General features: G+C 72.0%; 28 protein-coding genes and 2 pseudogenes. 21 read left to right on the top strand and 9 right to left on the bottom strand.

All coding sequences use genetic code 11. The features are described 5' to 3' along the window. The first annotated feature begins 137 nt into the window (after positions 1 to 137). The 4 genes from ACFCV8_RS05125 (at position 138) to ACFCV8_RS05110 (ending at position 2,099) form a co-directional block, all read left to right on the top strand. Entirely contained in the window at positions 138 to 317 is a 180-nt protein-coding gene (locus ACFCV8_RS05125; RefSeq protein WP_376683865.1) for a CopG family transcriptional regulator, read from the top strand. Between the two features lies 1 nt (position 318). Further along, positions 319 to 663: a VOC family protein gene (locus tag ACFCV8_RS05120; RefSeq protein ID WP_376683864.1), complete on the top strand. Its 345-nt coding sequence runs from the start codon at positions 319 to 321 to the stop codon at positions 661 to 663. A 23-nt stretch (positions 664 to 686) separates the two neighbouring features. Beyond that, a complete protein-coding gene (locus tag ACFCV8_RS05115) occupies positions 687 to 1,544 on the top strand; it encodes a class I SAM-dependent methyltransferase (protein ID WP_376683863.1) in 858 nt (285 codons plus the stop codon). Positions 1,545 to 1,892: 348 nt separating this feature from the next. Then, positions 1,893 to 2,099: a hypothetical protein gene (locus tag ACFCV8_RS05110; protein ID WP_376683862.1), complete on the top strand. Its 207-nt coding sequence runs from the start codon at positions 1,893 to 1,895 to the stop codon at positions 2,097 to 2,099. A 60-nt stretch (positions 2,100 to 2,159) separates the two neighbouring features. On the opposite strand, the gene ACFCV8_RS05105 is transcribed toward ACFCV8_RS05110, so the two are convergent. Further along, a complete protein-coding gene (locus ACFCV8_RS05105; protein WP_376683861.1) occupies positions 2,160 to 2,780 on the bottom strand; it encodes a hypothetical protein in 621 nt (206 codons plus the stop codon). Positions 2,781 to 2,864: 84 nt separating this feature from the next. Here ACFCV8_RS05105 and ACFCV8_RS05100 point away from each other — a divergent pair, with 84 nt between their 5' ends. After that, the gene (locus tag ACFCV8_RS05100; protein WP_376683860.1) at positions 2,865 to 3,848 is read left to right on the top strand and encodes a TauD/TfdA dioxygenase family protein; all 984 of its coding nucleotides are present in this window, start codon (positions 2,865 to 2,867) and stop codon (positions 3,846 to 3,848) included. A 194-nt stretch (positions 3,849 to 4,042) separates the two neighbouring features. Here the strand turns inward: ACFCV8_RS05100 and ACFCV8_RS05095 are convergent, their stop codons facing one another. The 4 genes and pseudogenes from ACFCV8_RS05095 to ACFCV8_RS05080 all read right to left on the bottom strand — a co-directional run. Continuing rightward, positions 4,043 to 4,393: a hypothetical protein gene (locus ACFCV8_RS05095; protein WP_376683859.1), complete on the bottom strand. Its 351-nt coding sequence runs from the start codon at positions 4,391 to 4,393 to the stop codon at positions 4,043 to 4,045. 364 nt (positions 4,394 to 4,757) lie between these two features. Continuing rightward, positions 4,758 to 5,342: a DinB family protein gene (locus ACFCV8_RS05090; RefSeq protein ID WP_376683858.1), complete on the bottom strand. Its 585-nt coding sequence runs from the start codon at positions 5,340 to 5,342 to the stop codon at positions 4,758 to 4,760. A 261-nt stretch (positions 5,343 to 5,603) separates the two neighbouring features. Beyond that, positions 5,604 to 6,128: an AAA family ATPase gene (locus tag ACFCV8_RS05085; RefSeq protein WP_376683857.1), complete on the bottom strand. Its 525-nt coding sequence runs from the start codon at positions 6,126 to 6,128 to the stop codon at positions 5,604 to 5,606. A 136-nt stretch (positions 6,129 to 6,264) separates the two neighbouring features. Further along, positions 6,265 to 6,804: pseudogene (locus tag ACFCV8_RS05080) on the bottom strand (IS5 family transposase); the annotation flags it as partial. Positions 6,805 to 7,095: 291 nt separating this feature from the next. Between ACFCV8_RS05080 and ACFCV8_RS05075 the strand changes: the two are divergent. Together ACFCV8_RS05075 and ACFCV8_RS05070 are read left to right on the top strand one after the other, a co-directional pair. Next, positions 7,096 to 7,275: a hypothetical protein gene (locus tag ACFCV8_RS05075; RefSeq protein WP_376683856.1), complete on the top strand. Its 180-nt coding sequence runs from the start codon at positions 7,096 to 7,098 to the stop codon at positions 7,273 to 7,275. 166 nt (positions 7,276 to 7,441) lie between these two features. Further along, positions 7,442 to 7,805: pseudogene (locus ACFCV8_RS05070) on the top strand (transposase); the annotation flags it as partial. A gap of 139 nt (positions 7,806 to 7,944) precedes the next feature. Here ACFCV8_RS05070 and ACFCV8_RS05065 read toward each other — a convergent pair. Beyond that, positions 7,945 to 8,910: a pirin family protein gene (locus ACFCV8_RS05065; protein WP_376683855.1), complete on the bottom strand. Its 966-nt coding sequence runs from the start codon at positions 8,908 to 8,910 to the stop codon at positions 7,945 to 7,947. Positions 8,911 to 9,085: 175 nt separating this feature from the next. Here ACFCV8_RS05065 and ACFCV8_RS05060 point away from each other — a divergent pair, with 175 nt between their 5' ends. Beyond that, positions 9,086 to 9,430 carry a tetratricopeptide repeat protein gene (locus ACFCV8_RS05060; protein ID WP_376683854.1) on the top strand — a complete coding sequence of 115 codons (345 nt, stop codon included), beginning with the start codon at positions 9,086 to 9,088 and terminating at the stop codon, positions 9,428 to 9,430. Positions 9,431 to 9,515: 85 nt separating this feature from the next. Here the strand turns inward: ACFCV8_RS05060 and ACFCV8_RS05055 are convergent, their stop codons facing one another. Then, complete coding sequence (locus tag ACFCV8_RS05055; protein WP_376683853.1) at positions 9,516 to 10,283, bottom strand: CbtA family protein; 768 nt, start codon at positions 10,281 to 10,283, stop codon at positions 9,516 to 9,518. 28 nt (positions 10,284 to 10,311) lie between these two features. Next, positions 10,312 to 10,527: a CbtB-domain containing protein gene (locus ACFCV8_RS05050; protein WP_352280270.1), complete on the bottom strand. Its 216-nt coding sequence runs from the start codon at positions 10,525 to 10,527 to the stop codon at positions 10,312 to 10,314. A gap of 279 nt (positions 10,528 to 10,806) precedes the next feature. On the opposite strand from ACFCV8_RS05050, the gene ACFCV8_RS05045 reads away from it, so the two are divergent. The 8 genes from ACFCV8_RS05045 to ACFCV8_RS05010 all read left to right on the top strand — a co-directional run bounded on the left by ACFCV8_RS05045 (position 10,807) and on the right by ACFCV8_RS05010 (position 19,408). Beyond that, positions 10,807 to 11,481, top strand: a complete 675-nt coding sequence (locus ACFCV8_RS05045; protein WP_376683852.1) for a histidine phosphatase family protein — start codon at positions 10,807 to 10,809, stop codon at positions 11,479 to 11,481. 189 nt (positions 11,482 to 11,670) lie between these two features. Then, positions 11,671 to 12,558 carry a family 16 glycosylhydrolase gene (locus tag ACFCV8_RS05040; protein WP_376683851.1) on the top strand — a complete coding sequence of 296 codons (888 nt, stop codon included), beginning with the start codon at positions 11,671 to 11,673 and terminating at the stop codon, positions 12,556 to 12,558. A 202-nt stretch (positions 12,559 to 12,760) separates the two neighbouring features. Further along, positions 12,761 to 13,828: a GDSL-type esterase/lipase family protein gene (locus ACFCV8_RS05035; RefSeq protein WP_376683850.1), complete on the top strand. Its 1,068-nt coding sequence runs from the start codon at positions 12,761 to 12,763 to the stop codon at positions 13,826 to 13,828. A gap of 73 nt (positions 13,829 to 13,901) precedes the next feature. Further along, positions 13,902 to 15,212, top strand: coding sequence for an MFS transporter (locus tag ACFCV8_RS05030; protein ID WP_376683849.1), 1,311 nt, complete (start codon positions 13,902 to 13,904; stop codon positions 15,210 to 15,212). Beyond that, on the top strand, positions 15,199 to 16,416 hold the full coding sequence (locus ACFCV8_RS05025) for an acyltransferase family protein (protein ID WP_376683848.1): 1,218 nt from the start codon (positions 15,199 to 15,201) through the stop codon (positions 16,414 to 16,416). The genes ACFCV8_RS05030 and ACFCV8_RS05025 overlap by 14 nt, the downstream gene beginning before the upstream one ends. Further along, on the top strand, positions 16,413 to 17,423 hold the full coding sequence (locus tag ACFCV8_RS05020; RefSeq protein ID WP_376683847.1) for an LLM class F420-dependent oxidoreductase: 1,011 nt from the start codon (positions 16,413 to 16,415) through the stop codon (positions 17,421 to 17,423). The genes ACFCV8_RS05025 and ACFCV8_RS05020 overlap by 4 nt, the downstream gene beginning before the upstream one ends. Then, positions 17,420 to 18,187: an alpha/beta hydrolase gene (locus ACFCV8_RS05015; RefSeq protein ID WP_376683846.1), complete on the top strand. Its 768-nt coding sequence runs from the start codon at positions 17,420 to 17,422 to the stop codon at positions 18,185 to 18,187. Before ACFCV8_RS05020 ends, ACFCV8_RS05015 begins: the two co-directional genes overlap by 4 nt. Positions 18,188 to 18,400: 213 nt before the next feature. Next, positions 18,401 to 19,408, top strand: a complete 1,008-nt coding sequence (locus ACFCV8_RS05010) for a helix-turn-helix transcriptional regulator (protein WP_376683845.1) — start codon at positions 18,401 to 18,403, stop codon at positions 19,406 to 19,408. Here the strand turns inward: ACFCV8_RS05010 and ACFCV8_RS05005 are convergent. Then, positions 19,363 to 20,256 carry an alpha/beta fold hydrolase gene (locus ACFCV8_RS05005; RefSeq protein WP_376683844.1) on the bottom strand — a complete coding sequence of 298 codons (894 nt, stop codon included), beginning with the start codon at positions 20,254 to 20,256 and terminating at the stop codon, positions 19,363 to 19,365. The genes ACFCV8_RS05010 and ACFCV8_RS05005 overlap by 46 nt on opposite strands. Positions 20,257 to 20,445: 189 nt before the next feature. Between ACFCV8_RS05005 and ACFCV8_RS05000 the strand changes: the two genes are divergently transcribed. From ACFCV8_RS05000 to ACFCV8_RS04980, 5 genes are read left to right on the top strand one after another with little or no spacing between them, the layout of a single operon-like run. After that, a complete protein-coding gene (locus ACFCV8_RS05000) occupies positions 20,446 to 21,078 on the top strand; it encodes a hypothetical protein (protein ID WP_376683843.1) in 633 nt (210 codons plus the stop codon). Then, positions 21,066 to 22,889, top strand: coding sequence for an asparagine synthase (glutamine-hydrolyzing) (gene asnB, locus ACFCV8_RS04995; RefSeq protein WP_376683842.1), 1,824 nt, complete (start codon positions 21,066 to 21,068; stop codon positions 22,887 to 22,889). The genes ACFCV8_RS05000 and asnB overlap by 13 nt, the downstream gene beginning before the upstream one ends. After that, positions 22,886 to 23,449, top strand: a complete 564-nt coding sequence (locus tag ACFCV8_RS04990; RefSeq protein ID WP_376683841.1) for a flavin reductase family protein — start codon at positions 22,886 to 22,888, stop codon at positions 23,447 to 23,449. Before asnB ends, ACFCV8_RS04990 begins: the two co-directional genes overlap by 4 nt. Continuing rightward, a complete protein-coding gene (locus ACFCV8_RS04985) occupies positions 23,446 to 24,909 on the top strand; it encodes a 4-hydroxyphenylacetate 3-hydroxylase family protein (protein ID WP_376683840.1) in 1,464 nt (487 codons plus the stop codon). Before ACFCV8_RS04990 ends, ACFCV8_RS04985 begins: the two co-directional genes overlap by 4 nt. A 16-nt stretch (positions 24,910 to 24,925) precedes the next feature. Then, on the top strand, positions 24,926 to 25,741 hold the full coding sequence (locus tag ACFCV8_RS04980; RefSeq protein WP_376683839.1) for a class I SAM-dependent methyltransferase: 816 nt from the start codon (positions 24,926 to 24,928) through the stop codon (positions 25,739 to 25,741). Positions 25,742 to 25,787 lie beyond the last annotated feature (46 nt).

The following is a 25,787-nucleotide window of genomic DNA, read 5'->3' as shown; positions in this document are numbered from 1 at the left end:
GGGCACCTGCTCCTCAGGTGCCGGCGCGGTGACAAGCACCGGGTTGACGCGGAGCACCAGCCGCGGCACCTCGGGATCGTCCCCGGCCCCGGTCGGGCTAACTTGCTAGCATGCTAGCAACGAGTTAGCCTCGTCTCGTGGGCGATGAGGAAGTCAAGCAATTCAACGTGTACCTGCCGATCGGGCTGATCAAGCAGGTGAAGTACCGCGCCATCGAGTCGGGCATGTCGCTGTCGGCACTGACTGCCGATGCGCTGCGCGCCTACCTCGACGACACCCGTGCACAAGAGAGCCAATCGACCGAGAAGGAGGCCTGACATGGCGACCGAGGGAATCGAGGCCCTGTTCCTGGAGACCCACAACTGGGGCAAGGCGGCACGTTTCTTCCAGGCGCTGGGTTACGACCTGGAGTTCGAGACGGGCCACAGCTCCGGCCAGCTCCGCAACGGCGACGGTCCCTATGTCTTCATCGCGGAGGTCCCCGAGGACCGGGAGCCTCAGATGCAGGTCGTGCTGAAGGTGCCGGACGCGGAGGCGTTCCGTGCCGATCCGTCCGTCGAGGTGGTCACGCCGTTCGAGGACACCCACTTCGGGACCAGGTTGATGACGGTCCGCGACCCTGACGGGCGGCTGTGGAGCCTCCAGGCTCCGGTCGAGAACTGACTGCGACGGAGAAGGGAAACACCATGGCAGACGAAGCGACCGCAGCGCCGGACGGCACCGCGGTGCGGACCGCCCTCTGGCGGGCGATGCACGTCCAGGTCGACCGGCCGCCCCACGTGTTCGAGGACGAGATCGGCCTGGAGCTGGCGGCCCCCGACGGCGACTGGCGCCAACGGCCCGACATGGACCCGCACCTCACCAGCGGGTTCCGGGCGGCCATGGCGGCTCGCGCCCGGTTCATCGAGGACCTGGCCATCGAGCAGGCCGACCGCGGCGTCACCCAGTACGTCATCCTGGGAGCCGGGCTGGACACCTTCGCCCAACGCAGGCCGGAGATCGCCTCCCGCCTGCAGGTCTTCGAGGTCGACCAGCCCGGCCCGCAGGCGTGGAAGCGCCGTCGCTTGGTCGAACTGGGCTACGGCATCCCGGACTGGCTGGAGCTGGTGCCGGTCGACTTCGAGGCGAGCGAGGACTGGCTGAAGAAGCTGGTCGCCGTCGGCTTCGACCCCGGTCGGCCGGCATTCATCGCGTCCACCGGTGTCACCATGTACCTCACCGGGGACGCCACCGCGGCCACCCTGCGCCAGATCGCCGGGCTCGCCCCCGGCTCCACGCTGGCGATGACCTTCCTCCTGCCGCCCGATCTGCTCGACGAGGCCGACCGCCCCGGCCTGCGGGCGAGCAGGGAAGGCGCGCGAGCGTCCGGAACGCCGTTCATCAGCTTCTACACCCCGGAGGAGATGCTGGCCCTCGCCCGCGAATCCGGTTTCTCGGACGCCCGACACGTGTCGGGGGCTTCGCACGCCGGGCGCTACTTCGCCGATCGCACCGACGGCCTCCGCCCGTCGACCGGAGAGGACATGCTGCTCGCCACCGCCTGACCCTCGTCGCCCCGCCGGCTCGGGCAACGACGGTCCAGCCGGTCGTCCGCCTCGGCGGCGGCCCGGGCCCCGGAGCCGCTCGGCGTCCCCCGGTTCCGCACCCCGAGGATGCCCACCGCCAGGCAAGATCGCCCGAGGTGACGAAGCACCACCAGGCGATCAGGCGATGACAGGAAGGTAATCGCCGTCCGTCCCCACCCGGTCAGCGGGGACGGACGGAACGGTTTCGCGGAACTGCGCACCGGCTCCCACGGACGCTTCTCCACGGCCCGACCGACCGGGCCCGCCGCACACCTCGCGGGGCTCGGCCCCGGCAAGAAACCACGCATCACCCACCAGTACGCTCCGGTGCCGGGAGGCGTCAGCTTCTACGCCGAGACCGTCGTCGAAGTCACCACTCCCGTCATCGGCCGGCTGATGAACCGGACCCTGCGCCCCCTCTTCTTCTCCAGGGCGACCGCCGGCCACTGGATCCGCCACAACGTCCAGGAGACCGGCCGTACCCAGGACATCCTCCCCGCCCGCTATGCCGCAGCCCATCCCGAGGAGCGGTAACGGGGCATCATCGCCATGTCCGGGTGGGGCGCACGTCGGCGCTGATTCGGCAGCTGGTGATCACGAACACTCCGTTCGGCCGTCGGCACGTGCGGACCAATGCCGCTCGACCGAGGTCGTGATCTGCCCCGGGCTCGTCCGCGCCAACTGGGCAAGGGCGCTCACGACAAGGGGCTCCGGCACGCCGTCGACGGGTTGGGCCCAACGCACGGGCCTCACACGAAGTCCGGGGTGGTGGACGGCCCGGTAGGTGGGCAGCGCCGTGGCGGAGTGCAGGGGACGCACGCCGAGGAGCACGCATCCTCCGGGGCGGGCCACGGCAAGCGCGTCGAGGATGCCGCTTGCGGTGCCTGTCGTCTCGACAACCACGGCAGACGCCTCCCGCCCGGAGGACTGGGCCTGGTCAGCGAGGGCGAGCCTGACGAGTCGGGCCAGCACGCCCTCGCCGGGCACACGTATCGGCGCTCCCTTTGCCGCGGCCCGCGCGGCATCGGACACGGCGATCGCGGTGGCCGCCCAGGCACGGGCCGCGCGCCCCACGGCGTCCGGATCCGGGCAGCCGACCGCCCAGGTCTCCTCGGCGGCGGAGTCGTCGAGGAACCAGACCGTGTGCGGTGCGGCTCCGGCAGGCGGCAGGTGTCGGCCGTCCGGGGCTCGGACGACGCGCGACGGGCCGTTCACGATGCACCGCCTTCGAGCAGCCGCGCGGGTTCGACGGCCCGGCCGAGGCGCGCGGCCTCGTAGCCGGCGGCCACGACCGCCTGGGTGCGCAGACCGTCCGCGACAGTGACGTCGACCGGCGTGCGCCCCGTCGCGGGACGGATCGGGGCGGACGTTCGGGGAGTGGACCTGACGGATACGGGCGATCACGCGGCCGAAACCATGGCGGAGATACGTGCCGCCCTGCTCCGTCACAAAGTGATCTTCTTCCGCGGCCAGAGCCTGAACCACACCGGCCAGGTGAATTTCGCGCGCCGGTTCGGGGAGATCACCCGCCTTCCGGGGCCGAAACACGGCACCCATCCGGAAGGTTTTCCCGAGATCCTTGTCGTCGATCCGAACATGAACGGCGAGCGACACGGCATCAGATCCGAAGAGCGGTTGTACCAGAAATCCGACCGACACGACTCCGGGTGGCATGTCGACATCGGCGCCTCCGTGAACCCTCCGGCCATTTCGATCCTCAGATGCGAGGTGGCAGCAGAATTCGGCGGTGACACCCAGTGGACCAATCTCGTCGCCGCCTACAACGGTTTGTCGAAGCCACTGCAGCAGCTGGCCGATGGACTACGGGCCGAGCACGCTCTTCACGTCGGAGTGCAATTACTCTTCTCCGACGACGAAGATGTGGCGATCATCCGTAAGAGAATCGCGGATAACCTGTTGTCGCTCCACCCGGTGGTGCGCGTCCATCCGGAGACCGAAGAAAAAGCGCTCTTCCTTCCGCCGGCCTCGGTTTCCCACATCACCGAACTACTCCCCTGGGAAGGCCGGGGCCTTCTCGAAATCCTCTTCTGCCACATCAGCCGCCCCGAGTACACGGTGCGGCACCGATGGGAGCCCGGCGACATCGCGGTCTGGGACAATCGCGCGGTGGCCCACGTCCAGCCCGCGGACCTCCACCACACGGACTACCACCGCAGGATGTACCGGGTCGTGGTCCTGGGTGACCGGCCGGTGGGGCCGGACGGCTTCCGCTCCGTCTCGCTGCGCGGCGCGCCTCTCGAAGCCTTCGTCCGCCAGGGATAAGGGCCGTACCGGGACCGGGGCGGCCCGGCACCGACCGGTCCTGGAATGGGAACCCGACAGGTTCGAAGCGACCGGGGCAGGTACGGAAGCCGGAGTTCCACCAGCCATCTCAGAGGGCATCCCGGCCGAGTAGTGATGTGCCCCGGGCCGTACCGTCCCCTCTCCTCGGGTTCACGCCCCGGGGAGAGGGCCGGTCAGCCGATGGGCTCGCGGCACACCGTGCCGCCGCCAGCGCCCTGGAAGGTGGCCTTGCCGCCAATGACGGTGAAGGTGACCTTCGTCCTCGCCGTCGTCGTCATTCCGTTGCGGTCCTCGACGAGAACCTTCAAGGGATGAGGGAAGGCGGCCCGTGGGGCAGGGCGATGGTCGGCGCCGAAGAGATGGCGGACGTGGTCGGCGGGCCCGGTCGGCGGGTTGACGGTGAGGTGCTGGAAGCCGGTGGCCGCTCCCCTGCCCTGCCACTCGGCGGAGACCTCGAACGGTCCGGCCCGCATGAGCGTGAGCGGCGGGCTGGTGGCGATCCCGCCCATCGCCACCGCTGTCACGCTCTACTTGGTGCCGCCGGACAGGGCTTTGCCGCCCAGTGCCGTGAAGACGGCCGAGGCGTTCCCAGGATCGCTGCCGTCGACCATCGGCACCTGGGCGACCAGCGGTTCGCCGAACACCTCTCCGGGATTGGACGATTGGCCGCCTCCGGGCAAAACCCTGATCTGGTACTTGCGTACGCGGCACATCCGGGCCGTGCTTCGAGCGCAACCCACAGCTGTCCGGCGTCGGAGGCCGTGATCCCCGACGGGCGGCTGGCGAGCGATCAGCTACCAGAGCTCATCGGGAACCAGACGCTTCGCCAGGTCAGCGCTCACGGCCGGCATCATGCCGCTCGAACACCACGTCACGTGGGACAGTCCTCTACCTTTTGACTGATGCGGCCGATCTGGCGGCCTGCTCGATCTTCGCGCAGTAGGCGATGCGGGCGTCCTCATCGATCCGCACCTCGTGTTCCGGGCGCATCCCGGTCCGGCCGTCGACGCCTTCGCGCAGGATGTCGGCGTGCCCGGCATGCCGGTTGGTCTCGCCGAGGACGTGCACCAGGACGGCGAACAGATTCGTGTTGGAATAAGGCTCCGGCCACCATGGCACGTGGCCGGAGGCGTCGAGGGCAAGCTCGTTGATCGTCGCGTCAGAGTGTTCCCACGTGCGCCGGTAGGACTCGATGATCTGATCGCGCGTCTCGTCCTTGGCCGCCCAGTGATCGCTGCCATCGTGGTCCTGCCACGGGGGCAGCGGCTCCGGGGACGGCCGGTCGAAGACCTCGCCGAAGTATCTGGCCTCGACGCCGGCCACGTGTTTGACCAGGCCGAGGAGGTTGGTCCCAGAAACTGTCAGAGGTCGGCGGGCGTCGTATTCGGACAGGCCGTCGAGTTTCCATAGCAGCGCCTCGCGGTCCCGCCGCAGCCTCGCGTGCAGGTTTTCCTTCGCGAATTCATCGATCATGCGGCATGAGCCTGCCACGGACTACTCGCAGCCTCAAGGTTCCCTGCGTGGACCGCAACGACCACCGGAGTCGAAGCCTGACCATGGCCGCCGCCCCGAGCGACTCAAGAAGCTCGCGGAGCTTGCCACGTGAGACAATCGCTTGGTCAGGGGCTGTCCGGCGGATCTTTCGTCTCGGCATGCCTGGCACGATTTCGTGGGCTGATCCCCGAGTGTGCCCAAGGCTGCCGCTCCCGACGTTGGGCCGCGTCAAGGTTGGGTTCACGTGAGCGACGGCCACCGATCGGCAGCCCACTCCAGCCATCCCGACCATCCAGGAGCCGGACCTCCGATCTCATGCCCTCCGAGTTCGGCGGCGTCGGGCTCCTCGAACAGCGTCCTCCAGTGCACGAGGTCCGCTTCGCTCATCGGGAAGGTCTGATCCGGGGCAGCCGACTGGCGATGGGCGATTCGGGCGCATTGGGTCTCATGGTCCACCGGCACGTACACGAGGCGGCATTCTGCCCCCGCAGACTCGACCAACCAGCGGATCGCGGATCTCTCGTCACGGGACCAGCATCCGAAGTCCAGGACCACGTCGGTTCCGAGTCTGAGCGCCTCCAGACCGAGCCGGAGCAGCCGGCCCTCCAGCACGTCGCGCTTCCCGTCCGCCTCCGGCTCGCCAAACAGCGGAATCATCCATTCATCCGGCGTCAGCCGCAGGGCGCCGTGCTCCTCGGCGAGTTGCCGAGCCCTCGTGGTCTTGCCGGCGCCGGGCAGGCCGATCGTCAGGAACAGCGTGGTCACATCCCGATCGTAAGCAGGAAGACCAAGTGCAGGGCGACTGCTTTTCTGTCAAGACCGCCGGGCAGCGCGATGACAGCCAGTGGTGGTGACCGCACTCGTCCCAGGCAAGCGGACCGATGTCCTGCTCATCGGCTGATTACGACCTGAGCCAGAGGCGGATCGAAGCCACGACGACCGTTCCGTGGAAGACGTAAGCGCACTTGTCGTAACGCGTGGCCACAGCGCGTGAGTGCTTGAGACAGTTGATCGTCCGCTCGACCTCGTTGCGGCGCCTGTACATCTGCCGGTCGAAGCCGGCCGGTCGGCCTCCTGTGCTTCCGCGGCACTGGCGGTGGGCCCGTTGGTCCCGCCGCTCGGGGATGGTGTGCTCGACCTGCCGCCGACGCAGATAGCGGCGGTCACGGCGCGAGCTGTACACCTTGTCTCCGCCCAGGTGATCGGGACGCGTACGCGGACGTCCGCCCCCGGCACGCTTGACCTTGATGCCTTCCATCACTGGGATCAGCTGCGGGCTGTCGCCCCACTGCCCCGGCGTGACCAACACGGCCAGCGGACTGCAACCGCCCTCCCCGGCCAGGTGAATCTTGCAGGTCAGACCGCCCCGCGAACGGCCAAGCCCCTCGCCAGCCCGATGCCGGCGAGGCATCGCTCTCCGCCGGGTAACCCGTGGCGCTCTGCCCGCTGCGAGGAAAGAAGCACTCTCCAGGTGAACGAGCGCATCAGGCCGTACCCACCTGTCCGAGCCCTTGTCGGCAGTGGCGCGGTGTCTCGTAGGCACCCGCAAAATGGCTGGTCACGGGTGTGGTCCGTGCAGGACCCTGAGCGTATGCCTCGACGTCTCATGTTCGTGCAGTTGAAGACTGGTTACAACACCGACCGCGGACCCTCGTGGATCGGGTGGGTGGACTTCTCGAAGACCTGGAGCACTGGGTACTTTCACGGGAGGACGCTGCGCCGGGCAGGGGGGATGTTCGATGCGAACTTCTACGACGTGCAGACCAACGAGGAGTTCTGGGTTTCCGGGCCGAAGCGGGACCGCACCGACACCCGCTACGGCCCCTCCAGCCCCGAAATCGACCCGGAAGCCGTCGAGACCTATCACGCCTTCCTGGAGGGTGCGCCCCTGCCGGGCCGGAAGAACGGCTAGCCTCGCGCCCTTGTCCAGGTCTTGATCAGATACACGGAGAGTAATTCTGACCTGCACCGACGCGACTCAGCGAGGGGCCTGTCAGCTGCAAGGAAAGCGGCACTCTCCAGGTGAACAAATGCACGAGTAGCATCCGCCTGCCCGCGTCCGGGGCGACGGCGGCGCGGTGGTCTCGCAGGCCGGCGGGGTGCTGCTCGCGGAGACCGTCCGCGAGACCGGTCTGGCGCACGGCGGTATCGGCGGCGCCGGCGTCGTGGCGCAAACCGCGGGCGGTGCACGAGCCGGGCAAGATCCTTCTGGGCCTCCCGCCGGCGGTCGCGCCGGGCGGGGACTGCTTGTCGGACGTGGCGGTGCTGCGGGCCAGGCCCGCGCAGTTCGGACCAGTGGCCTCCGATCCCACCGTCTCCAGGCTGGTGGACACCCTGGCCGAGGCCGGCTCTCATGCGCTGGCCGCGATCCGCACGGCCGGGGCCAAAGCGCGCGTGCACGTATGGAAGTTGGCCCAGGCCGATGCCCCCGACGCGAACGGCTCACACATGAGCAGATCCTGAATGGCCACGGGCTCAAGAATCCGACACGCGGCCTCCACCAGCGCCGAGCGCGACACCGGACATCACTCTCTGTCCACCGCCTGTCGGCCCGCTACGTCCCCAAGAGCAAATGCGCAGATCAGCGCACTCGTCCCCGTGCTTTCAGGGGGGTCGCGGGCAGCTCGGGGGCAGACAGTGGGGGCCCGTCGTACCCGTGCACGGTGCCGAACCGGTCTCCCGTCGCCCAGTCCGCACGGGCCTGTGCGATCTCCTCCTGGCTCCGCCCGATGAAGTTCCACCACATGATGAGCTCCTCCTCGAACGGCTCGCCGCCCAGGAGCATGAGGCCCGCGTCGCTGTCCGCGCGGAGCGGGAGTTCGGTGCGGCCGCAGCCGAGGTAGAGCATCGAGCCGGGAAGTACGGGCACCCCGTCGACCTCGGCGCTGCCGGACATGGCGAGCACGGCGTACTCGAAGTCCGGTTCGAGCGGCAGCCGGGCCTCGGCGCCGGCGGCCAGGGCGAGGTCGGCGCCGACGATCGGGGTGTACGTGGTGCCGGGCGAGGCGGTGCCGTCGAGTTCGCCGAGGATCAGGGTGGCGGTGAGGCCGGGGGCCGAGACGGTCGGCAGGTCGGTGTGGTGCTGGAAGTGCGGCTCGACCCGGCGGTGGGCGTCGGGCAGCGCCACCCAGAGCTGGGCGCCGTGCAGAAACCTCGCGTGGGCGCGGGGGCTCTCCTCGGAGTGGCTGATGGCGCGGCCGGACGTCATCAGTCCGAGTTCGCGCGCACGGATCGTGCGGAGACTGCCGAGGCTGTCCCGGTGCAGCACCTCCCCCTCGTGCAGCCAGCTGACCGTCTGGAGTCCCATGTGCGGGTGGGGCGGCACCTGCATCCCGGGTTCGTCCGCGATGTCGTCGGGGCCGTAGTGATCGACGAAGGCCCAGGCGCCCACCATCCGGCGGCCGAGGTTGGGCAGCAGCCTGCGGACCTCGGTGGACTCGCCCAGCCGTACATGGCGCGGGGTGAGGAGTTCGCGTACGGGCTCGGCGACGACGAACCCGCGTCCGCCGCAGACGGCGGGCACGGCCTGGCGATCGAGATTGCTCATGTCGCTCAACCTATTCCCGCGTGACGCCGGGGTGCCGGTACCCACGCCGAGAATTTAGTGGAATATTAAATCAATGCATGGGGTTGCAGCATGCGTAAGGACCGGGCGGCAGCCAGGTCGGTGGCAGGACCGGGCCGGAGGTGTTCCGGCGGCGGTCCGCGGCGGAGGAGATCAAGTGAGCGACGCGTACTTCGAGTTCGGCACGGCCGCCGACCGCTGGGACCGCGCCCAGATGTTCTTCGAGGCGAAGGAGTACCTGGCGGCGGCCCGGATTCTGGAGGGTCTGGTCGAGGAGAGCCCTGAGCTGGTGTCGCCGCGGCTGCTGCTGGCCCGCACCTACTACCACTCGGCGCGGCTCGGCAGGGCCGAGACCGAGCTGCGGGCGGTGCTGGAGCGCGACCCGGTGGAGCACTACGCGCGGCTGATGCTCGGGCGCACCCTGGAGCGCCAGGGCCGGAGCGCGGAGGCGGCCGGTCATCTGCGGATGGCGGCGGCGTTCGCCGGGGACTTCGACGACTGAACGGGGTGTCCGGTACGGCCGAAACCCCCGCCGGGTGCCCCGGCGGGGGTTTCGTACGGCGGCCTGCCGGTACGCGAGGTCCCGGTCAGCCGGTGGTGGCGGCGCGGCTCGCCGCACCGCTCCCGGTCGTGGCGGCCGCTCCCGGTACCAGCAGCCGTTCCGTGAGGTACCCGAAGACCAGCCCGAAGGCCGCCCAGAGCGTGGCCTGCACCGCGAGGGTGCTGAGCCGGAACTCCCACAGCAGGGCGGCCGGGAAGTCCTTGCCGACCTCGTTGTACGAGGGCAGGAACACGTACGCGAGAGCGATCACCGCGATGTAGGCACCCGACGCCGCCACCGTGGCGTTCCAGTTGCCCAGGCGGGGGGCCAGCCGTTTGCCGAGGATCACCGCGGCGACGGCCAGCAGCACGCTGAGCGCGACCATCAGGAAGAACAGGGCGGTGCGCTTGCCGATGGTGTCGGGGTTGCCGACGGCCGGCGGGTTGGCCGGGTACTTCAGGAACGGTACGACGTACACCGCCAGCAGGGCCGCGCCCGCGACCAGGGCGGCCGTGGCCCGCGGACCGAACCGGCCGATCCGGCCGAGGGCGTAGCAGAAGACGAGAGCGGCGATGCCGCCGATCGCCACACCGAAGACGAGCACCCCGGTGGCGAGCCCGGCGGTGGACTGCACGGTACGGCTGACGAGTTCCTCGCCGTCGCCGTGGGAGTGGCTGTGCGCCTCTTCGAGGGCGATGGCCGCGTCGACGCGCGACTCACCGAGGAAGTAGGCGACGAGCAGGGCGAGCACGCCCGCGGCGAGGCCGGCCAGCATGCCGCGGACGAGCAGGGCTCTGACGGATATGGAGTTCATGGAGGTTCCCCTGTGATCGCGCGGTGGGTCAGTGGCAGGGGAAACCGAGGAGGTGGCGGCCGTCGTGGACCCACTCGTGAACGCCTTCGCCGGAGATGACGGCGGTGGCGCCCTGCTCGGCGCCGACGAAGTAGAGCAGGACGAGCATGAGGATGCCGAAGAAGACCGCCCAGGGGGCGATGGCCTTCAGTGAGATGGGAGTGATCGCCGGTGCGGCGGTGGCGGGGGCAGCAGTCTGCGCCATGGCAGAACCTCCTGAGGGAACACGCGTCCCGATCGTGGTGCCTGAGACGTGGGTACTGGGTCTGACTTCCCGCACAGGTACGTACGGGTTCACAGTGGCGCGACCGTGCCGGATTCCCACCGGACTTCCAGGTGCACCCACGTCATGTCCGCGGCGACCATACCGCTCGGGGGGACCGGCCGCCATGGCCCCGACGGCGTCCGGACGGTCCGGATGGCATGGTGGGTGCCCCGCCCGGACGGGCGCGGAGGGCCACAGGGACCAGGAGTTGACCGGATCATGACGGTGCGCGTGATGTTGATCTCACCGGCGCTGAACGCCGCACTGCGCGAGGCGCGTTTCGACGGGGACGTGCCGCTGGACGCCGCCGGGGTCCGCCGGGCCCGGGCCGCCGCGCCCGGCGTTCCGGACGCCGGGCTGCGACTGCACGGGCCGTCCGGGCGGTGCGCCGGGACCGCCGGGGCGCTGGGGCTGCGCACGGTGTCCGAACCGGCCGTACGCGGCTGGGACATGGGCCGCTGGAGCGGCAGGCGGCTGGACGAGGTGAGCGCGGCCGAGCCCGCCGCGGTCTCGGCCTGGCTGACCGATCCCTCGGCGGCCCCGCACGGCGGCGAGTCCCTGCTGGAGCTGTGCTCACGGGCCGGGCGCTGGCTGGATTCGCTCGGTTCCGGCGAGGACCGGGAAGGCGGCAACGCCTCGGAGGTCCGGGAAGGCGGCAAAGCCTCGGAGGTCCGGGAAGGCGCGGAGGGCCGGGAAGGTCGCGAGGAGCGGCGGGTGCTGGCCGTCGTCGAGCCCTCGGTGGTGCGGGCGGCGGTCGTCTCGGCGCTCGCCCTGCCGCCGGAGTCCTTCTGGCGGCTGGACGTCGCCCCGCTCACCGTGACCGGGCTCACCGGCCGGTCCGGCCGGTGGAATCTGCGGTGCGGGCATCCCCTTTCCCCGGCACCGGCCGACTGATCCCACCCGGCCCCCGCTGTCCCCCGTACGTGTGCAAGAACTGCGGTCCGTGCCGACTTCTCGGCACGGTGTTGCTTCACTTCTCGAATCACCGGCATGGCCACGGCTTCTCCCCGCTCCCCCGCACATGCGGCCCGTCATACGTATGACCAGCACATGGCCGCTCCATTTCGCACGGGAAGGACCCTCATGACACTTCCGCATCGCACGCGGCGGCTGCTCACGTCCGCGCTCTGTACGCTCTCCGCTCTCGCCCTCGTCCCGGCCCTCTCCGGACCGGCGGCCGGAACCTCCGCCCCCGCTCCGCGCGCCGCGGCCGACGCGGCGGGCTTCACCGACGACTTCGACGGCCCCGCGGGCTCCGCCGTGGACGGCGGCAAATGGCAGATCGAGACCGGCGACAACGTCAGCAACCACGAACGGCAGTACTACACCGCCGGGAACAGCAACGCGGCCCTCGACGGCCAGGGCCATCTGGTCATCACCGCGCGCCGCGAGAACCCGAACAACTACCAGTGCTGGTACGGGACATGCGAGTACACCTCGGCGCGGCTCAACACCTCCGGAAAGTTCAGCCAGACCTACGGGCACGTCGAGGCGCGGATGAAGGTGCCGCGCGGGCAGGGCATGTGGCCGGCCTTCTGGATGCTCGGTGACGACATCGGCCAGGTCGGCTGGCCGAACTGCGGCGAGATCGACGTGATGGAGAACGTGGGCTTCGAACCCTCCACCGTCCACGGCACCCTGCACGGTCCGGGCTACTCCGGCTCCGAGGGCATCGGCGCCCCGTACAGCCTGCCCGGCGGCCAGGCCTTCGCCGACGACTTCCACACCTTCGCCGTCGACTGGGCACCCGACTCGGTGACCTGGTCGGTGGACGGGAACGTCTACCAGCGCCGTACGCCGGCCGATCTCGGCGGCAGGACCTGGGTCTTCGACAAGCCCTTCTTCCTGATCCTCAACCTCGCGGTCGGCGGCGACTGGCCGGGCAACCCAGACGGCGGCACCGCCTTCCCGCAGCAGCTCGTCGTCGACCACGTCCGCGTCACCACCAGCGGCGTCCGGCCGCCCGCCTGACGCACCGCGGCCCCCGCCCCGCCCGCCCCTCCTCCTTCGCCTCTCCCGCCGCTCCTGCCTTCCTCCGCCGATCCTGCCTCTCCCGCCGCTCCTGTCTCTCCCGTCTCTCCTGCCGGTGACTCCTGGTCACAGCATCCGCAACGACTGGTTGCGGCCGACCGGTCCGCCGAGGATGGCGACCGAATCGGGGAGGTGGCGGGAGATGGCGGTACGGCGGGTGGTGGCCGGGGACGATCCCGTACTGCGGTTTCGCGGTGCGGTGTCGTTGCAGTACGGGCCGGGCTGGGTGGCGCCCTGGCGGGTGCCCCACGAGGAGGCGGAGCTGCATCTGCCGGAGGGCGGGATCGGGCGGGCCGCGATGCCCGCCGGGGTCCGGGTCACGCTCAGGACCGACAGCCGGGTGATCGGCTGCCGCTACCGGGCCGACCCGGCGCCCCGGCTCAACGGCCCGCAGGAGCTGCCCCGTCTGGACGTGGTGGTCGACGGACGGATCACCGACACCGTGGAGCTGCGGTGCGACGGCGAGGACGCCGAGTTCGTGGTGACGGGGCTGCCGGGGCGGATGGTCACCGTCGAACTCTGGCTCCCGGTCTACCACCAGTTCCGGCTCCGGTCACTGGTCGTCGACCCGGCTTCGGCCCTCGCGTACGACGACGTCGAGCGCCCCCGCTGGGTGCATTACGGGAGCTCCATCTCGCAGGGCCGGGGCGCCCGTTCACCCGCCCGGGCCTGGCCCGCGCTGGTGGCCGGGCGGGCCGGTCTCGATCTCACGTCCATCGCGCTCGGGGCGGCCTGCTGCCTCCAGCCGATGTCGGCCCGGCTGATGCGCGATCTGCCCGCGGAACTGCTCACCGCCTGCGTCGGCATCAACGTCCAGGCGCTCGGGAGCCACAGCCCGGCAGCCTTCACCTCGGCCCTGGTGGGCTTCGTGGCCACGGTCCGCGAACGCCATCCGACGACCCCGTTCGCCCTGATGTCGACGATCGTGGCACCGGACCGGGAAACCGTCCCCGGACCTTCCGGTCTGACGATCGTGGAGTGCCGCACCCGGGTCCGCGAGGCCGTCGCGCTGCTGCGCCGGCACGGCGACCGCAACCTCCACCACGTCGACGGGCTCGATGTCTTCGGCCCGCGCGAGGCCGGGGCCGGGCTGCTGCTGGAGCCCGAGGGGACCGACCGGCTGCATCCGGGACCGGCCGGGCACCCGGTCTTCGCGGAACGGTTCCTGGCCGCGCTGCGCCGCAGCCTGTGTGTGCCAGTACCAGCATGATTCGGGATCTGGCTGCCCGCCGCCCGCGGCGCGACGATCGCCTCGTCAGACGCCGTCCGGCGAGAGGAATGCCGTGTCCGAGTCCACCCCACCCGTCACCGACGAGGCGCCGCCCGCCCAGTCGCCACCCGCCCGGGTGCCGTGGGCCGCGTACACAGGTGTGTATCTGCTGCTGTTCCTGATCGGCACCGAGACCTTCCTGGTCTCGCCGCTGCTGCCCACCATCGCCGGGTCGGTCGGGGTCTCGGTGGCCGCCGCCGCGAGCACGGTCACCGCGTACACCCTGGTGTACGCCCTGACCGCGCCGTTCCTCGGGGCGGTCTCCGACCGTTTCGGGCGCCGGCCGACCGTGCTGGCGGGGACGGTGCTGTTCCTGCTGGGCAACGCGCTCGCCGCGGTGGCCGGGAACCTGACCGTGCTCGTCGTCGCCCGGGTCCTCGGGGCCCTCGGCGCGGCGCTGGCCGGGCCGTCGGTCTGGGCGCACATCGCGGAGACCGCCCCGGCCCCGGTCCGCGGCCGGGCCGTCGGGCTCGGCATGGCGCTGTTCTCCGCCGGGCAGGTGCTGGGCGTCCCGGCCGGCAGCTTCCTGGCCGGCTGGGGCGGCTGGCGGGCGTCGTTCTGGGCGCTCACCGTGCTGACCACGGCGTCGGTGCCGCTGCTCCTCGCCCAGGTCAAGGCCCGCCCGGCCGAGGAGGCCGGGGCGGCGCCCCTCCGGTTCACCTCGGTGTTCACCGTCTGGGGTGACGGGGTGCTGCGGCACACCCTGATCGTCGTCTTCCTGCTCCAGGCCGCGAACCTCGGGGCGTACACCTTCCTCGGTTCGGCGCTGCACGACCGGTTCGGGCTCTCCGTCAACGAGCTGGGGCTGCTCGGCATTCTGGTCGGGGCCGGGAGCGCGCTGGGTTCGCTGGCCGCCGGCCGGATCGGGGACCGGGCGCGGGAGCGCGGAACCGGCGACGCGCGGTGGATCCCGGTGTGGTGCCTGCTACTGGGCGGTGGTGCCGTACTGGCGGCGCTCGGTACGAACTCGCTGGTGGCGTACGCGGCGGTGCTGGTGTGGTTCTTCGCGAGCGGGGCGTTCGGCACGCTCGTCCAGACCCTGCTGGTGTCGTCCCGGCCGGACCTGGGGGCGACGTCGAGCTCCTGGAACAGCGCGACGCTGTACGCGGGAACGGCGGTCGGGGTCGCGGTCGCGGGCACCTTCGCGCACGCGGACACCGGCACCGCCGTCGTCGGCGGCGGCCTCGCGGTGCTGGCCGGGCTGACCGCGCTGCCGCTGGTGGGCCGGCTGCGTCCGGCGCCCGCCGGGGTGCCCGGGAAGTCCGGCGCGGACGGCTCCGGTCACCAGGACCGGAAGGAGGCGGCGGCCGATGGGCGTGCCTGACACCGGGCGCGAGCGCACCCGGTCGCTCGACGGGCTGCGGGCGGTGGCCGCGCTGCTGGTGATCGCCCTGCACGTGGGCATCTACACCGGCCAGGTCGCCTCCAGCTGGCTGGGCATCGGCGAGGCCGGGCCGCTCGGGCCGGTCGTCTCCCGCTTCACCATCGGGGTGCCGATCTTCTTCGTGCTGTCCGGGCTGCTGCTGTACCGCCCGTTCGCCGACGCGGCCCGCGACGGTGCCCCGCGCCCGGCCACCGGCCGCTACCTCCGGCACCGGGCGGTGCGCATCCTGCCCGCCTACTGGCTGGTGGCGCTGGTCGCACTGGTCTGGTTCGGGCGCGACACCCTCACGGCCCCCTGGCCCGCGCTGCGGACCTTCCTGCTGCTGCACGTCTACGGCTCCGACCCGATCCCGGCCGGTCTGCCGCAGACCTGGAGCCTGGCGACCGAGGTGTCCTTCTACGCCGTGCTGCCGCTGCTGGCCGCCGCGCTCCATCCGCAACTGCGGCGGGGCCGGGCGGGGTTGGTGCTGACGGCGCTCGGCGCGGTCGAGGCGGTGACCCTGCTGTCGGTGGTGCTCACCCATGTGCCGTCGGCCGGTGCGTATCCCCCGGCCCAGCTGTGGCTGCCCGAGTACGCCGGGTACTTCGCGGCGGGCATGGCGCTCGCGGTCCTCGCCTCCCGAAGCACGCGGCCGTTCGCCCTCGCCCGCAGGCCGTGGCTGTGCTGGGGCGTGGCGCTCGCCGGGTACGTGCTGGTGTCGACGCCGCTCACCGGTTCGACGCTGCGCTACCCGGGCGTCGGTGAGGCGCTGCTGGAGCACGTGCTGTACCTGGTGATCGCGGTGGCGCTGGTGGCGCCGCTGGCGCTGGGCCCCGCCCGGCCCGGGCGGGGCACACCGGCCGGTCTGCTGTCCCGTCCGGTGCCCGCCTGGCTGGGGCGGATCTCGTACGGGCTGTTCCTCTGGCACATGGTGGTGGTCGAGGGCTGGCTCCGCGTGACCGGTGAGCGGGCCGGCTCGGCGGACTTCCTGGTGCTGTTCCCCACCACCGTGGTGCTGTCCGCCGGCTGCGCCGCGCTCAGCCACTACCTGGTGGAGCGGCCGTTGCGCCGACTGCGCGGCCGTGCCCCGGCCGCACCCGGCCACCCGCGCCCCGCCCCGCCGCAGTCCGAGATCCGTGACGAACAGGAGTACGTACATCCATGACCACTGTCCGCTGGGGCGTCAATCTGCCACTGCCCGCCCAGGCCCTGGCCGCTCAGCGCCGCACCGTCGAAGCCCTTCCCGACCTCGGGTTCACCGATGTGTGGACCGGGGAGGGCGGCGGCATCGACGCCTTCACCCCGCTCGCGGCCGCGGCGGCCTGGCAGCCCCGGCTGCGCCTGGGCACGGGGGTGGTGCCGGTCTTCACCCGTGGCCCCGGCATCCTCGCGCAGACCGCGGCCACCCTCGCCCGGCTCACCGAGACGGAGGTGCTGCTGGGGGTCGGCGCCTCCGTCCCGGCGCACACCACCGCGCTCAACGGCGGCACCCACGACCGCCCGCTGACCCGGGTCAGGGACACCGTCCGGTTCCTGAAGCGGGCGCTGCGCGGGGAGCCGGTGGGCGAGGACTACGCGACGCTGTCGGCACCCGGCTTCAGCCTGGGCTTCACACCGCCCAGGCCGCCCAAGGTTCTGGTCGGCGCGTTGCGTCCACGGATGCTCGGGGTGGCGTACGGGGACGGGGACGGGGCGGTGCTCAATCTGCTGACGGCCGACGACGTGCCGAAGGTGATCGCCGCGGGCCGGGCCGAGGGGCGGGTCGACGGGGTGGGCGGCCGTCCGCTGCCGGAGCGGGAGACCGTGGTCAAGCTCTTCGTCTGCCCGACGCGCGACGTGGCGTACGCCCGTGGCGCGGGCCGTGGCTTCCTCGGCTGGATCCTCAACCAGAAGCCCTATCACGCGTTCCACGAGTGGCTGGGGCGCGGGGAGTTGTTGAAGGAGTCGTACGAGGCGTATCTGGCCGGTGACCGTGTCGGCGCCTCGGCCGCGCTGCCCGACGGACTCGTGGACGCGTTGTGGCTGCACGGTGAGCCGGCCGCGCTGCGCGAGCGGATCGCCGCGTTCCTCCGTCCGGGGGTGACGACGCTGCTGCTCTACGTCGCGCCGACGCCCGAGCTGTACGCGCGCCCGGACGCGCTGACCGGTCTGCTCGCGGAGCTCCGGGGATGAGTTCGGGCCAACTGCTGGGCGGGCGCCCGGTGCTGCGGATCGCTTCGGCGCCCGGGGGCGGGCGGCCGGTGCTGCTCCATCTGCACGGGGGCGGATACCGGTCCGGTTCCCCGGCGCTGAGCCGCCCGCTGGCCGCCCGGCTGTCCCGGCTGACCGGGTGCGAGGTGGTGGTGCCGGCCTACCGGCTGGCGCCCGCGCACCCCTTCCCGGCCGCCGTGCAGGACGGACTCGCGGTCTACGCGGAGCTGCTGCGCCGCGGGGTCGGCGCGGACCGGATCGCGGTAGTGGGCGAGTCGGCCGGTGGCGGGCTGGCGCTGGCCGTGGTCCTGGCCGCGCGGCGGGCGGGGCTGCCGGTGCCCGCCGCGGTGGCCGGACTGTCGCCGTGGCTGGACCTCACCCTGGAATCGCCCGCGTTCGAGCGGTGCGCGGCCACCGATCCGGTGCTCGACCGGGCCTCGCTGCGCCACTCCGCCTCGCTCTATCTCGCCGGGGCGGACCCCCGCGACCCCGGCGCCTCGCCGCTGTTCGCCGACGCGGCGTCGCTGGCGGCGCTCCCACCGGTGCTGCTCCAGGCGAGCCGCGCGGAGGTACTGGCGGACGACGCGGAGCGCTTCGGCGCCCGGGTGACGGAGGCGGGCGGGGAGTGCCGGGTGGAGATGTGGGAGGCGACGACGCACTGCTGGCAGCTGGCCGTGGACCGGCTGCCGGAGGCCGTGGCGGCCGTCGGTTCTGTTGCGGAATTCTTAACGCAACATCTCGCCTGACGGACAACTGCCGAGAAAACGGACGGCGGTGCGGCGGGCGCGGTTAAGCTGGCTTCCGGTACCGCGGGATCGCGGAGATTCGGGGGACGGGATGAGGCCGGGCAGCGGGATTTCCGATTCCGGAGCACACGGGCGGCACCGGCGATGTAGGGGCATGGTGCACGATCTCCGTCTCCCCGCCAGCCGCCCGGCAGACCCGGAAGGAATTCTTCCATGAAAGAATCGGCCCATTCGACCACGGATTCCACGAGATCCACGGCTGTCACGGAACATTCCGGCGAAGAGAGCGGCGAGAACCAGCGATTCGCCAATTCCAAGGAGCTGGGCGCATTTCTCCGCGCCCACCGCGAGCGGCGGTCGCCGCGCCAGGTCGGTCTGCCCGACACCGGCCGCCGCCGCACCCCCGGCCTGCGGCGCGAGGAGGTCGCCGCGCTCTCGGGTGTCGGGCTCGCCTGGTACACCTGGCTGGAGCAGGGCCGGGTGATTCCGTCCCGGAAGGTGCTGGAGGCGGTGGCCCGGACGCTGGGGCTGGACGCGGTGTCCCACCGGCACGTCCTGGCGCTGTCCGGTCTACTGCCGCCCGCGCCGGACGGGGCGGGCCACGGCGAGGTGGCCGCCCGGGTGCAGGGGCTGCTGGACACCTGGGAGAACAGTCCGGCGGTGCTGCTGGACTCCCGTTTCGACATCACCGCGTGGAACGACGCGTACGCCGCGGTGTGGTCCGATCCGGCGGCGATCCCGGCCGAGCGGCGCAATCTGATGTGGTGCGTGGCCGGCAGCCCCGCGTTCCGTTCGACGCTGCTGGAGTGGGAGCCGGTGGCCCGTGCGGTGCTGGCCCACTTCCGGGGACAGACCGCGCGGCTCGCGGGGACGGACCGGCGTACGCGGGAGATCTACGCGACCCTGCGCGCGGACTTCCCCGAACTGGCCGAGTGGTGGGAGTGCCAGGGCGTCGGTGATCTGACGGCCCGGCAGGTCTCGGTGCTGCTGCCCCGGTACGGCGGGCTGGACCTGCTGCTCTCGGCGTTCCGGCCGGTCGACGACCCGGAGGCGCTGATCGTGGTGCAGGCCCCGGTCGGCCCCGCCGACCGGGAGCTGGTGGCCCGGCTGGTTCGGGAGCACCGCGATCCCGGCGCGGAGGTCGTCAGGATCGGGCGGGAGCGGGTGGCCTGCGGTCACCCGGTCGCGGCCTCGGCGAAGAAGGAGCGCAGCTCCGCGTAGGTCTCGGCGGGCGCTTCCTCCGGCAGGAAGTGCCCGCAGTCCAGCGCCCCGCCCCTTACCTCGTGCGCCCAGGCGCGCCACACCGCGAGTACGTCGTGGTGCCGTTCGGTGTGCGAGCGCTTGCCCCACAGGGCGAGCAGCGGTGCCTCTATCCGCCGTCCGGTCAGCCGGTCGGCCCGGTCGTGGTCGAGGTCGTCGCCGAACATCGCCCGGTAGTCCTCGCACATCGCGTGGACGACGGCCGGGTCCGCGGCGGCGGCCCGGTAGGCGGCGAGCGCCTCGGGGGCGAACAGCCGGGAGTGCGCGCCGAAGAGGAAGGTCTCGGGGTCGGCGGCGATCATCCGCTCGGCCACGGGGTACGGCTGGGCCAGGAGGAACCAGCGCCACAGCTGCCTGGCGGCCCGCGCGTCCACCGCGTCCAGGGCGTCGGCGGTCGGCACGATGTCGAGCACGGCGAGCCGGTCGACCCGGTCCGGGTGGTCCAGGGCGAGGCGGTAGGCGCAGCGGCCGCCCCGATCGTGGCCGGCCACCGCGAAGCGTTCGTGGCCGAGTTCCGCCATGGCCCGTACCAGGTCTGTGGCCATGGCGCGCTTGCTGTACGGGGAGGGCGACGATCCCGCGCGCCCCGGTTCCGCGGCCCGCCGGCTGGCCCCGTACCCCCGCAGATCGGCAGCGACGACGGTGAAATCCGTGGCCAGGAGCGGGGCGACGGTGTGCCACATCGCGTGCGTCTGGGGAAATCCGTGCAGCAGGAGAAGCGGTGGTCCCTCACCGGCCCGGCGGAGGTGCACGGGGCCGCCGTCGGCCCCGGTGACGGTCAGTGATTCAAATCCCTCGAACAGCGCCATCGCGCCAGGGTATTCCGTCCGGGATCCTTGTGGAATTCATTGCGGATGCTGTTATCAGGAGTCACAGGATGGCCGGTGCACCGCCTTCCGGATTGACATTGACGAGCTCGAACTCGCATTCCTATCCTGCTCAGGAATTTTGAATTCACCTTTTCCGAATCATGTGTTCTCCGGTCGAAAGAGCTGCGCATGAAGCAGAAGTACTCCACCGACATGAGCCCGTCGGAGCGCGCCGCACTGTGGCGGCAGCGCCTGTTCGAGGCCGAGGCAGGACTGACGCGGTATCTCACCGAGACCCGCGGCGGTCAGGACATCGACGACTGGATCACGGTCCGCTCGGAGATCTTCGCCGATCTCCCGGCGCCGGGCACCGAGGCGGGTGCCGACGACTGGCAGCGGGTCTTCTTCCGCGCCCAGGCCCTGATGGAACGTTTCCTGGTGTCCCGCTACGGGCACGGCGAACTGGCCGCCTGGGCACGGGCCGGCGCCGAGGTGCACCGCTACGTCGAGGCCGGTCACGGCCGCGGCGCGCTGGACCCGGTGCTCCGGGTGGCCCGTCAGGCCGAGTCGTACGGCTCGCGCTACCGCGTCACCGAGGACGGCACGGAGCGGGCCGTGCTGGAGATCGCGCACTGCGCGATCTGGGACTACCGCGAGCGGGCGCGTGCCCGGGGCGTGCAGCTGACGCTCGCCTCGCCGTGCGAGTACTGCGTGCATGCCACCGGCGCCAACATCACCGCCAAGGGTTTCACCGCACGGCACGAACTCACCGAGGGCCCCGACGGCCCGGGTTGCGTCTGGGAGGCGACATGTGCGGCATAGCGGGGTGGGTCGACCGGGACCGCGATCTGCGGACCGAGGCACGCACCGTGCGGGCGATGACCGACACGATGGTGGCGCGCGGTCCCGACGCGGGGGACGTCTGGCTCTCCGAGCGCGCCGCGCTCGGCCACCGCCGGCTCGCCGTGATCGATGTCGAGGGCGGCACCCAGCCGATGGAGGCCCGCGACGACGAGGGCCGGGTGCTGGCCGCGATCACGTACAGCGGCGAGGTCTACAACTTCCGGGAGCTGCGCGCCGAACTGTCCGCGCTGGGGCACCGCTTCCGTACCGCCTCGGACACCGAGGTGGTGCTGCGCGCCCACCTCCAGTGGGGCGAGGCGGCGGTGGGCCGGCTGAACGGGATGTTCGCGTACGCGGTCTGGGACGTGGCCCGCCAGGAGCTGCTGCTGGTCCGTGACCGGCTCGGGGTGAAGCCGCTGTACTGGACGGCCGGGGAGCGTCGCCTGCTCTTCGGTTCGGAGCCCAAGGCGGTGCTGGCGAACCCGCTCTTCACGGCCGAGACGGACGCCGAGGGGCTGGCCGAGCTGTTCGCCGTGGCGTCGGCGCCGACCCCGGGGCGCACCGTGTTCCGGGGGCTGCGCACCGTGCGCCCCGGGCACACCGTGCGGTTCGGCCCCGAGGGGGTGCGTGAGCGGGCGTACTGGCGGCCGGAGACCCGGCCGCACACCGACGACGACGCCACCACCGCGGCCCGGGTGCGGGAGCTGCTGACCGACACGGTGCGGCGCCAGCTGGTCAGCGACGTTCCGCTGGGGCTGCTGCTCTCCGGCGGGCTCGACTCCTCCGCCCTGACCGCGCTGGCCGCGGCCGGCGCCGACGGTGAGAAGGTCGCGACGTTCTCGGTGGACTTCCCGCCGGACGAGCAGCCGGAGCGGCTCGGCGACTGGAACCGGGACAGCGACGCCCCGTACATCGAGGAGCTGTCCGCCCGGCTCGCCACGGTGCACACCGCGGTGACCGTGCCGGGCGGCGAGCTGCTGGCGCACCGCTCCATCGGGCTCAGGGCCCGCGACCGGCCCGGCTGGGGCGAGCCGGACGTGTCGCTGTACCTGCTGTTCAAGGGTGTCCGGCGGCATGTCACCGTCGCGCTCTCCGGCGAGGTGGCCGACGAGGTGTTCGGCGGCTACCCGTACTTCCACCACGACCGCCCGTTGGACACCTTCCCCTGGCTGACCGGCGGCTCCTCCCCGGCGGACCTGCTGCGGCCGGAGGCCGCGGCGTGGATTCGGCCCCGGGAGTACGCCGCCGACCGGTTCGCCCAGGCACTGGCCGAAGTGCCGCACCTGCCGGGCGAGTCGGGGACCGAGCGGCGGGCCCGGCAGATCTCGTGGCTGGCGCTGACCCGCTGGCTGCCCGCCCTGCTGGACCGGAAGGACCGGATGAGCATGGCGGCCAGTCTGGAGGTGCGGGTGCCGTTCGCGGACCACCGGCTGGTCGAGTACGTGTGGAACGTTCCGTGGGCGCTGAAGAACGCGGGCGGGGTGCCGAAGGCGCTGCTGCGGCGGGCGGTCGGCGACCTGCTGCCGCCGAGCGTGCTGCACCGGCCCAAAAGCGGCTACCCGGCCAGTTCGGCCCCCGGTTACGCCGGTACGCTCCGGGCCCTGGCCGAGGACCTGGTGCACCGGGACAGCCCGGTCTTCGAGCTGGTGGACCGGGACGCGGTGAAGCGGCGCCTGACGGCGGGGACCCCGCTGCCCGGACCGCGCGCGGCCCCTCACCCGACCGGCGGCCTCGACCACCTGCTGGCCGTGGACCGCTGGCTCGACGACTACCGGGTGAGGGTGCGATGAGCCGCCTCACCGGCCACCGCGAGCCGACGGCCGCGGAGTACCTCGCCGCCGCCCGTACCTTCCCCACCGGGGTGACCGTGGTGGCCACCCGCTACCGGGACGGCACCCCCGCCAAGACCGTCTCCGCCTTCTCCTCGCTCTCCCTGGACCCGCTGCTGATCGCCGTGGCGATCGGCCGCCACAGCCCGCTGGTGTGGGCGGCGCGCGCCTCCGGCGTGCTGTCGGTGAACGTGCTCCGCCACGACCAGCGGGAGGTCGCCGACTACTACGCGGCGCCCGAACGCCACCGCGCCCAGCCGCCGCCGGTCGGCCTCGGGCGGCAGGAGACCGGGGCGCCCGTCCTCGACGACTGCCTGAGCTGGTTCGACTGCCGGCTCGTGACCGTGGCGCCGGGCGGGGATCACGCGCTGCTCATCGGCCAGGTCGTCGGCGTACGGGCCGGGAGCGGTGCGCCGCTGGTGCACCAGGCGGGCCGCTACCACGGTCTCGGCCCCGTACCGCCCCGCGTTCAGGAGTCGCTCGAACCCGCTCTTCCGCATCAGCAAGGGATCTCACCATGACCTCCTCTCTCACTTCGGCCGTCGAACCGCTCGGCGCGCTCGACGGCGCACGCTTCCGGGCCGGTCTCGACGACGGGCGCAGCGTGTGGCTGGACGGCGAAGAGATCAAGAACGTGGCCGAGCACCCGGCGTTCGCCGCGCCGGTCGCCGAACTGTCCCGGCTGCTCGACCTCCAGCACGACCCGGCGTACCGCGAACTGCTCACCGTCGAGGATCCCGGAACCGGTCTGCGGATCGGCCGGGGCTACCATCCGCCGCGCACCGCCGAGGAGTTGCGGGCGGCCCGGGACAGCGCCGAGGTGTGGATGCGGGAGTCCTGGGGCCAGCACGGCCGCTCCCCCGCCTTCATGTCCTCGATCGCCGTCGGTCTGCTGGACTTCCGGCACCGGCTGGAGACCAACCGCCCGGGTTTCGGCGCGAACGCGGAGGCGTACCACCGGTTCGCGGCGTCGCGGGACCTGCTGCTGACGCACGCGTTGGGCGATCCGCAGATCGACCGCTCGGCCAGTCCGGTCGACCATCCGGACCACGCGCTGCGGGTGCTGCGCGAGGACGGTGAGGGGATCGTGGTGCGGGGCGCCAAGCAGCTCACCACGCTCGCCCCGTTCGCGCACGAGGTGCTGGTCTATCTCTCGGCCTCGTTCGCCCAGCGCGGCGCCGAGGAGTTCGTGGTGTGGTTCTCGCTGCCGCTGAACGCGCCGGGGCTGCGCATTCTGTGCCGGGAGCCGTTCGGCGGGGAGCCGCACGGGCACGCCCACCCGTTCGCCCGCCGGTACGACGAGCAGGACGCGATGCTGTTCTTCGACGACGTGACCGTGCCGTGGGACCGGGTGTTCCTGCTCGGGGACGGGGCGCTGGCCCGGGAGGGGCTCGGCCGGATCAACGCCTGGAGCCAGTACATCGGCCAGATCCGCTACCGCGAGCGGCTGCGCACCCTGCTCGGGGTCGGTTCGCTGCTGGCGGAGTCGATCGGCGTGGACGGCTTCCGCAACATCCAGGAGGACCTGGGGGAACTCGCCGGATACGCCCAGCTCCTGGACCACTTCCTCGACGCCGGGGAGGCCACCGCCCGCCGCACCGACAGCGGACTGCTGGCCCCCGGGCCGACCCCGGCCGCGGCGGTGTGGGCGGCCCAGGTGGCCGGGCGGGCGGTGTCGATCGTCCGGGGCATCGGCCAGTCGGGAATCCTGATGCAGCCGACCGAGAACGACCTGCGCTCGGCCGAGCTGCGGCCCCTGCTGGACCGCTACATGCGCGGCAGGGGCATCGACGCCGCGCACAAGTCCCGGCTGTTCCGGCTCGCCTGGGACCTCACCGCCGACAGCTTCGGGCAGCGGCAGGACCTGTACGAGTACGTGCACCGGGGCGACCTGGCGCGCAACCGCATCAACCTCTACCGCAACCACGACCTGTCGGCGGTCCGCGAACGCATCGCGGCACTCGTCGACGCCCCGCTGTGAAGGGACCGTACCGGCCATGACCGACGACATACTCGACCGTGCCCGCACCCTGTCCGGCTACGACGAGGTGAGCCGTATCCGGCAGGCGCAGGACCACGACTGGGTCCTGTCCCTCGCGCCGCAGGCGCCGCGCACCGTGCTCGATCTGGGCTGCGGGACGGGGGCGCTGCTGGAGGCGGCGCTGGACCGCTGGCCGCGGGCGGTGCGGGCGGTGGGCGTCGACGGCTCCGCGCACCGGGTCCGGGAGGCCGGTGCGCGGCTGGCCGGGCGGGCCGAGCTGCTGACCGGGGACCTGCTGGGCCTGCCCGCCCTGGACGACCGGTTCGACGTGGCCTTCATGACGTCGGTGCTGCACTGGCTGCATCCGGACGAGGAGCGGGCGTTCGCCTGGATCGCCGCACATCTGGCGCCCGGCGGAGCCTTCGTCCTGACGACCCATCACCCGGTGACGGACGGTGCCGGCTTCGGCGGCGAGGACGTCGTGGCCCGCGACGCGCTGCGGCTGCTCGGCGCCCCGGCCGGGCTGTCCGGGATCGTGCCGATGGGGATACGGGCCCGGCCCGTCGCCGAGGTCCGGGCCCTGCTGGAGCGGCACTTCACCGTCGAGGAGACGGACGGGCGGACGGTGCCGGTGCGGGCGGACGGGGCCGGTCAGTACCGGGATTTCCACGCCGCCACGTTCGGGACCTACTTCAGCCGGCTGCTCCCCGACGACCGGCAGACCGACTTCTTCGACGCGGTGGGCCGGGCCGCCGCCGCCCGGACCGCCGAACAGGGCGAGGTCTACCGCATCACGGTGCGTGCCTGGCGTGCGGTGCGCCGCCCGCACTGACCCCCGCACCCCCTTTCCGCACCGCCGTACCTCTTTGAACGGAGCT

This window comes from Streptomyces sp. NPDC056347 (assembly GCF_042262625.1).
GTDB lineage: Bacteria > Actinomycetota > Actinomycetes > Streptomycetales > Streptomycetaceae > Streptomyces.
Note: the sequence above shows the minus strand (reverse complement) of the source record. Positions and strands in the feature narration are given on the sequence as shown.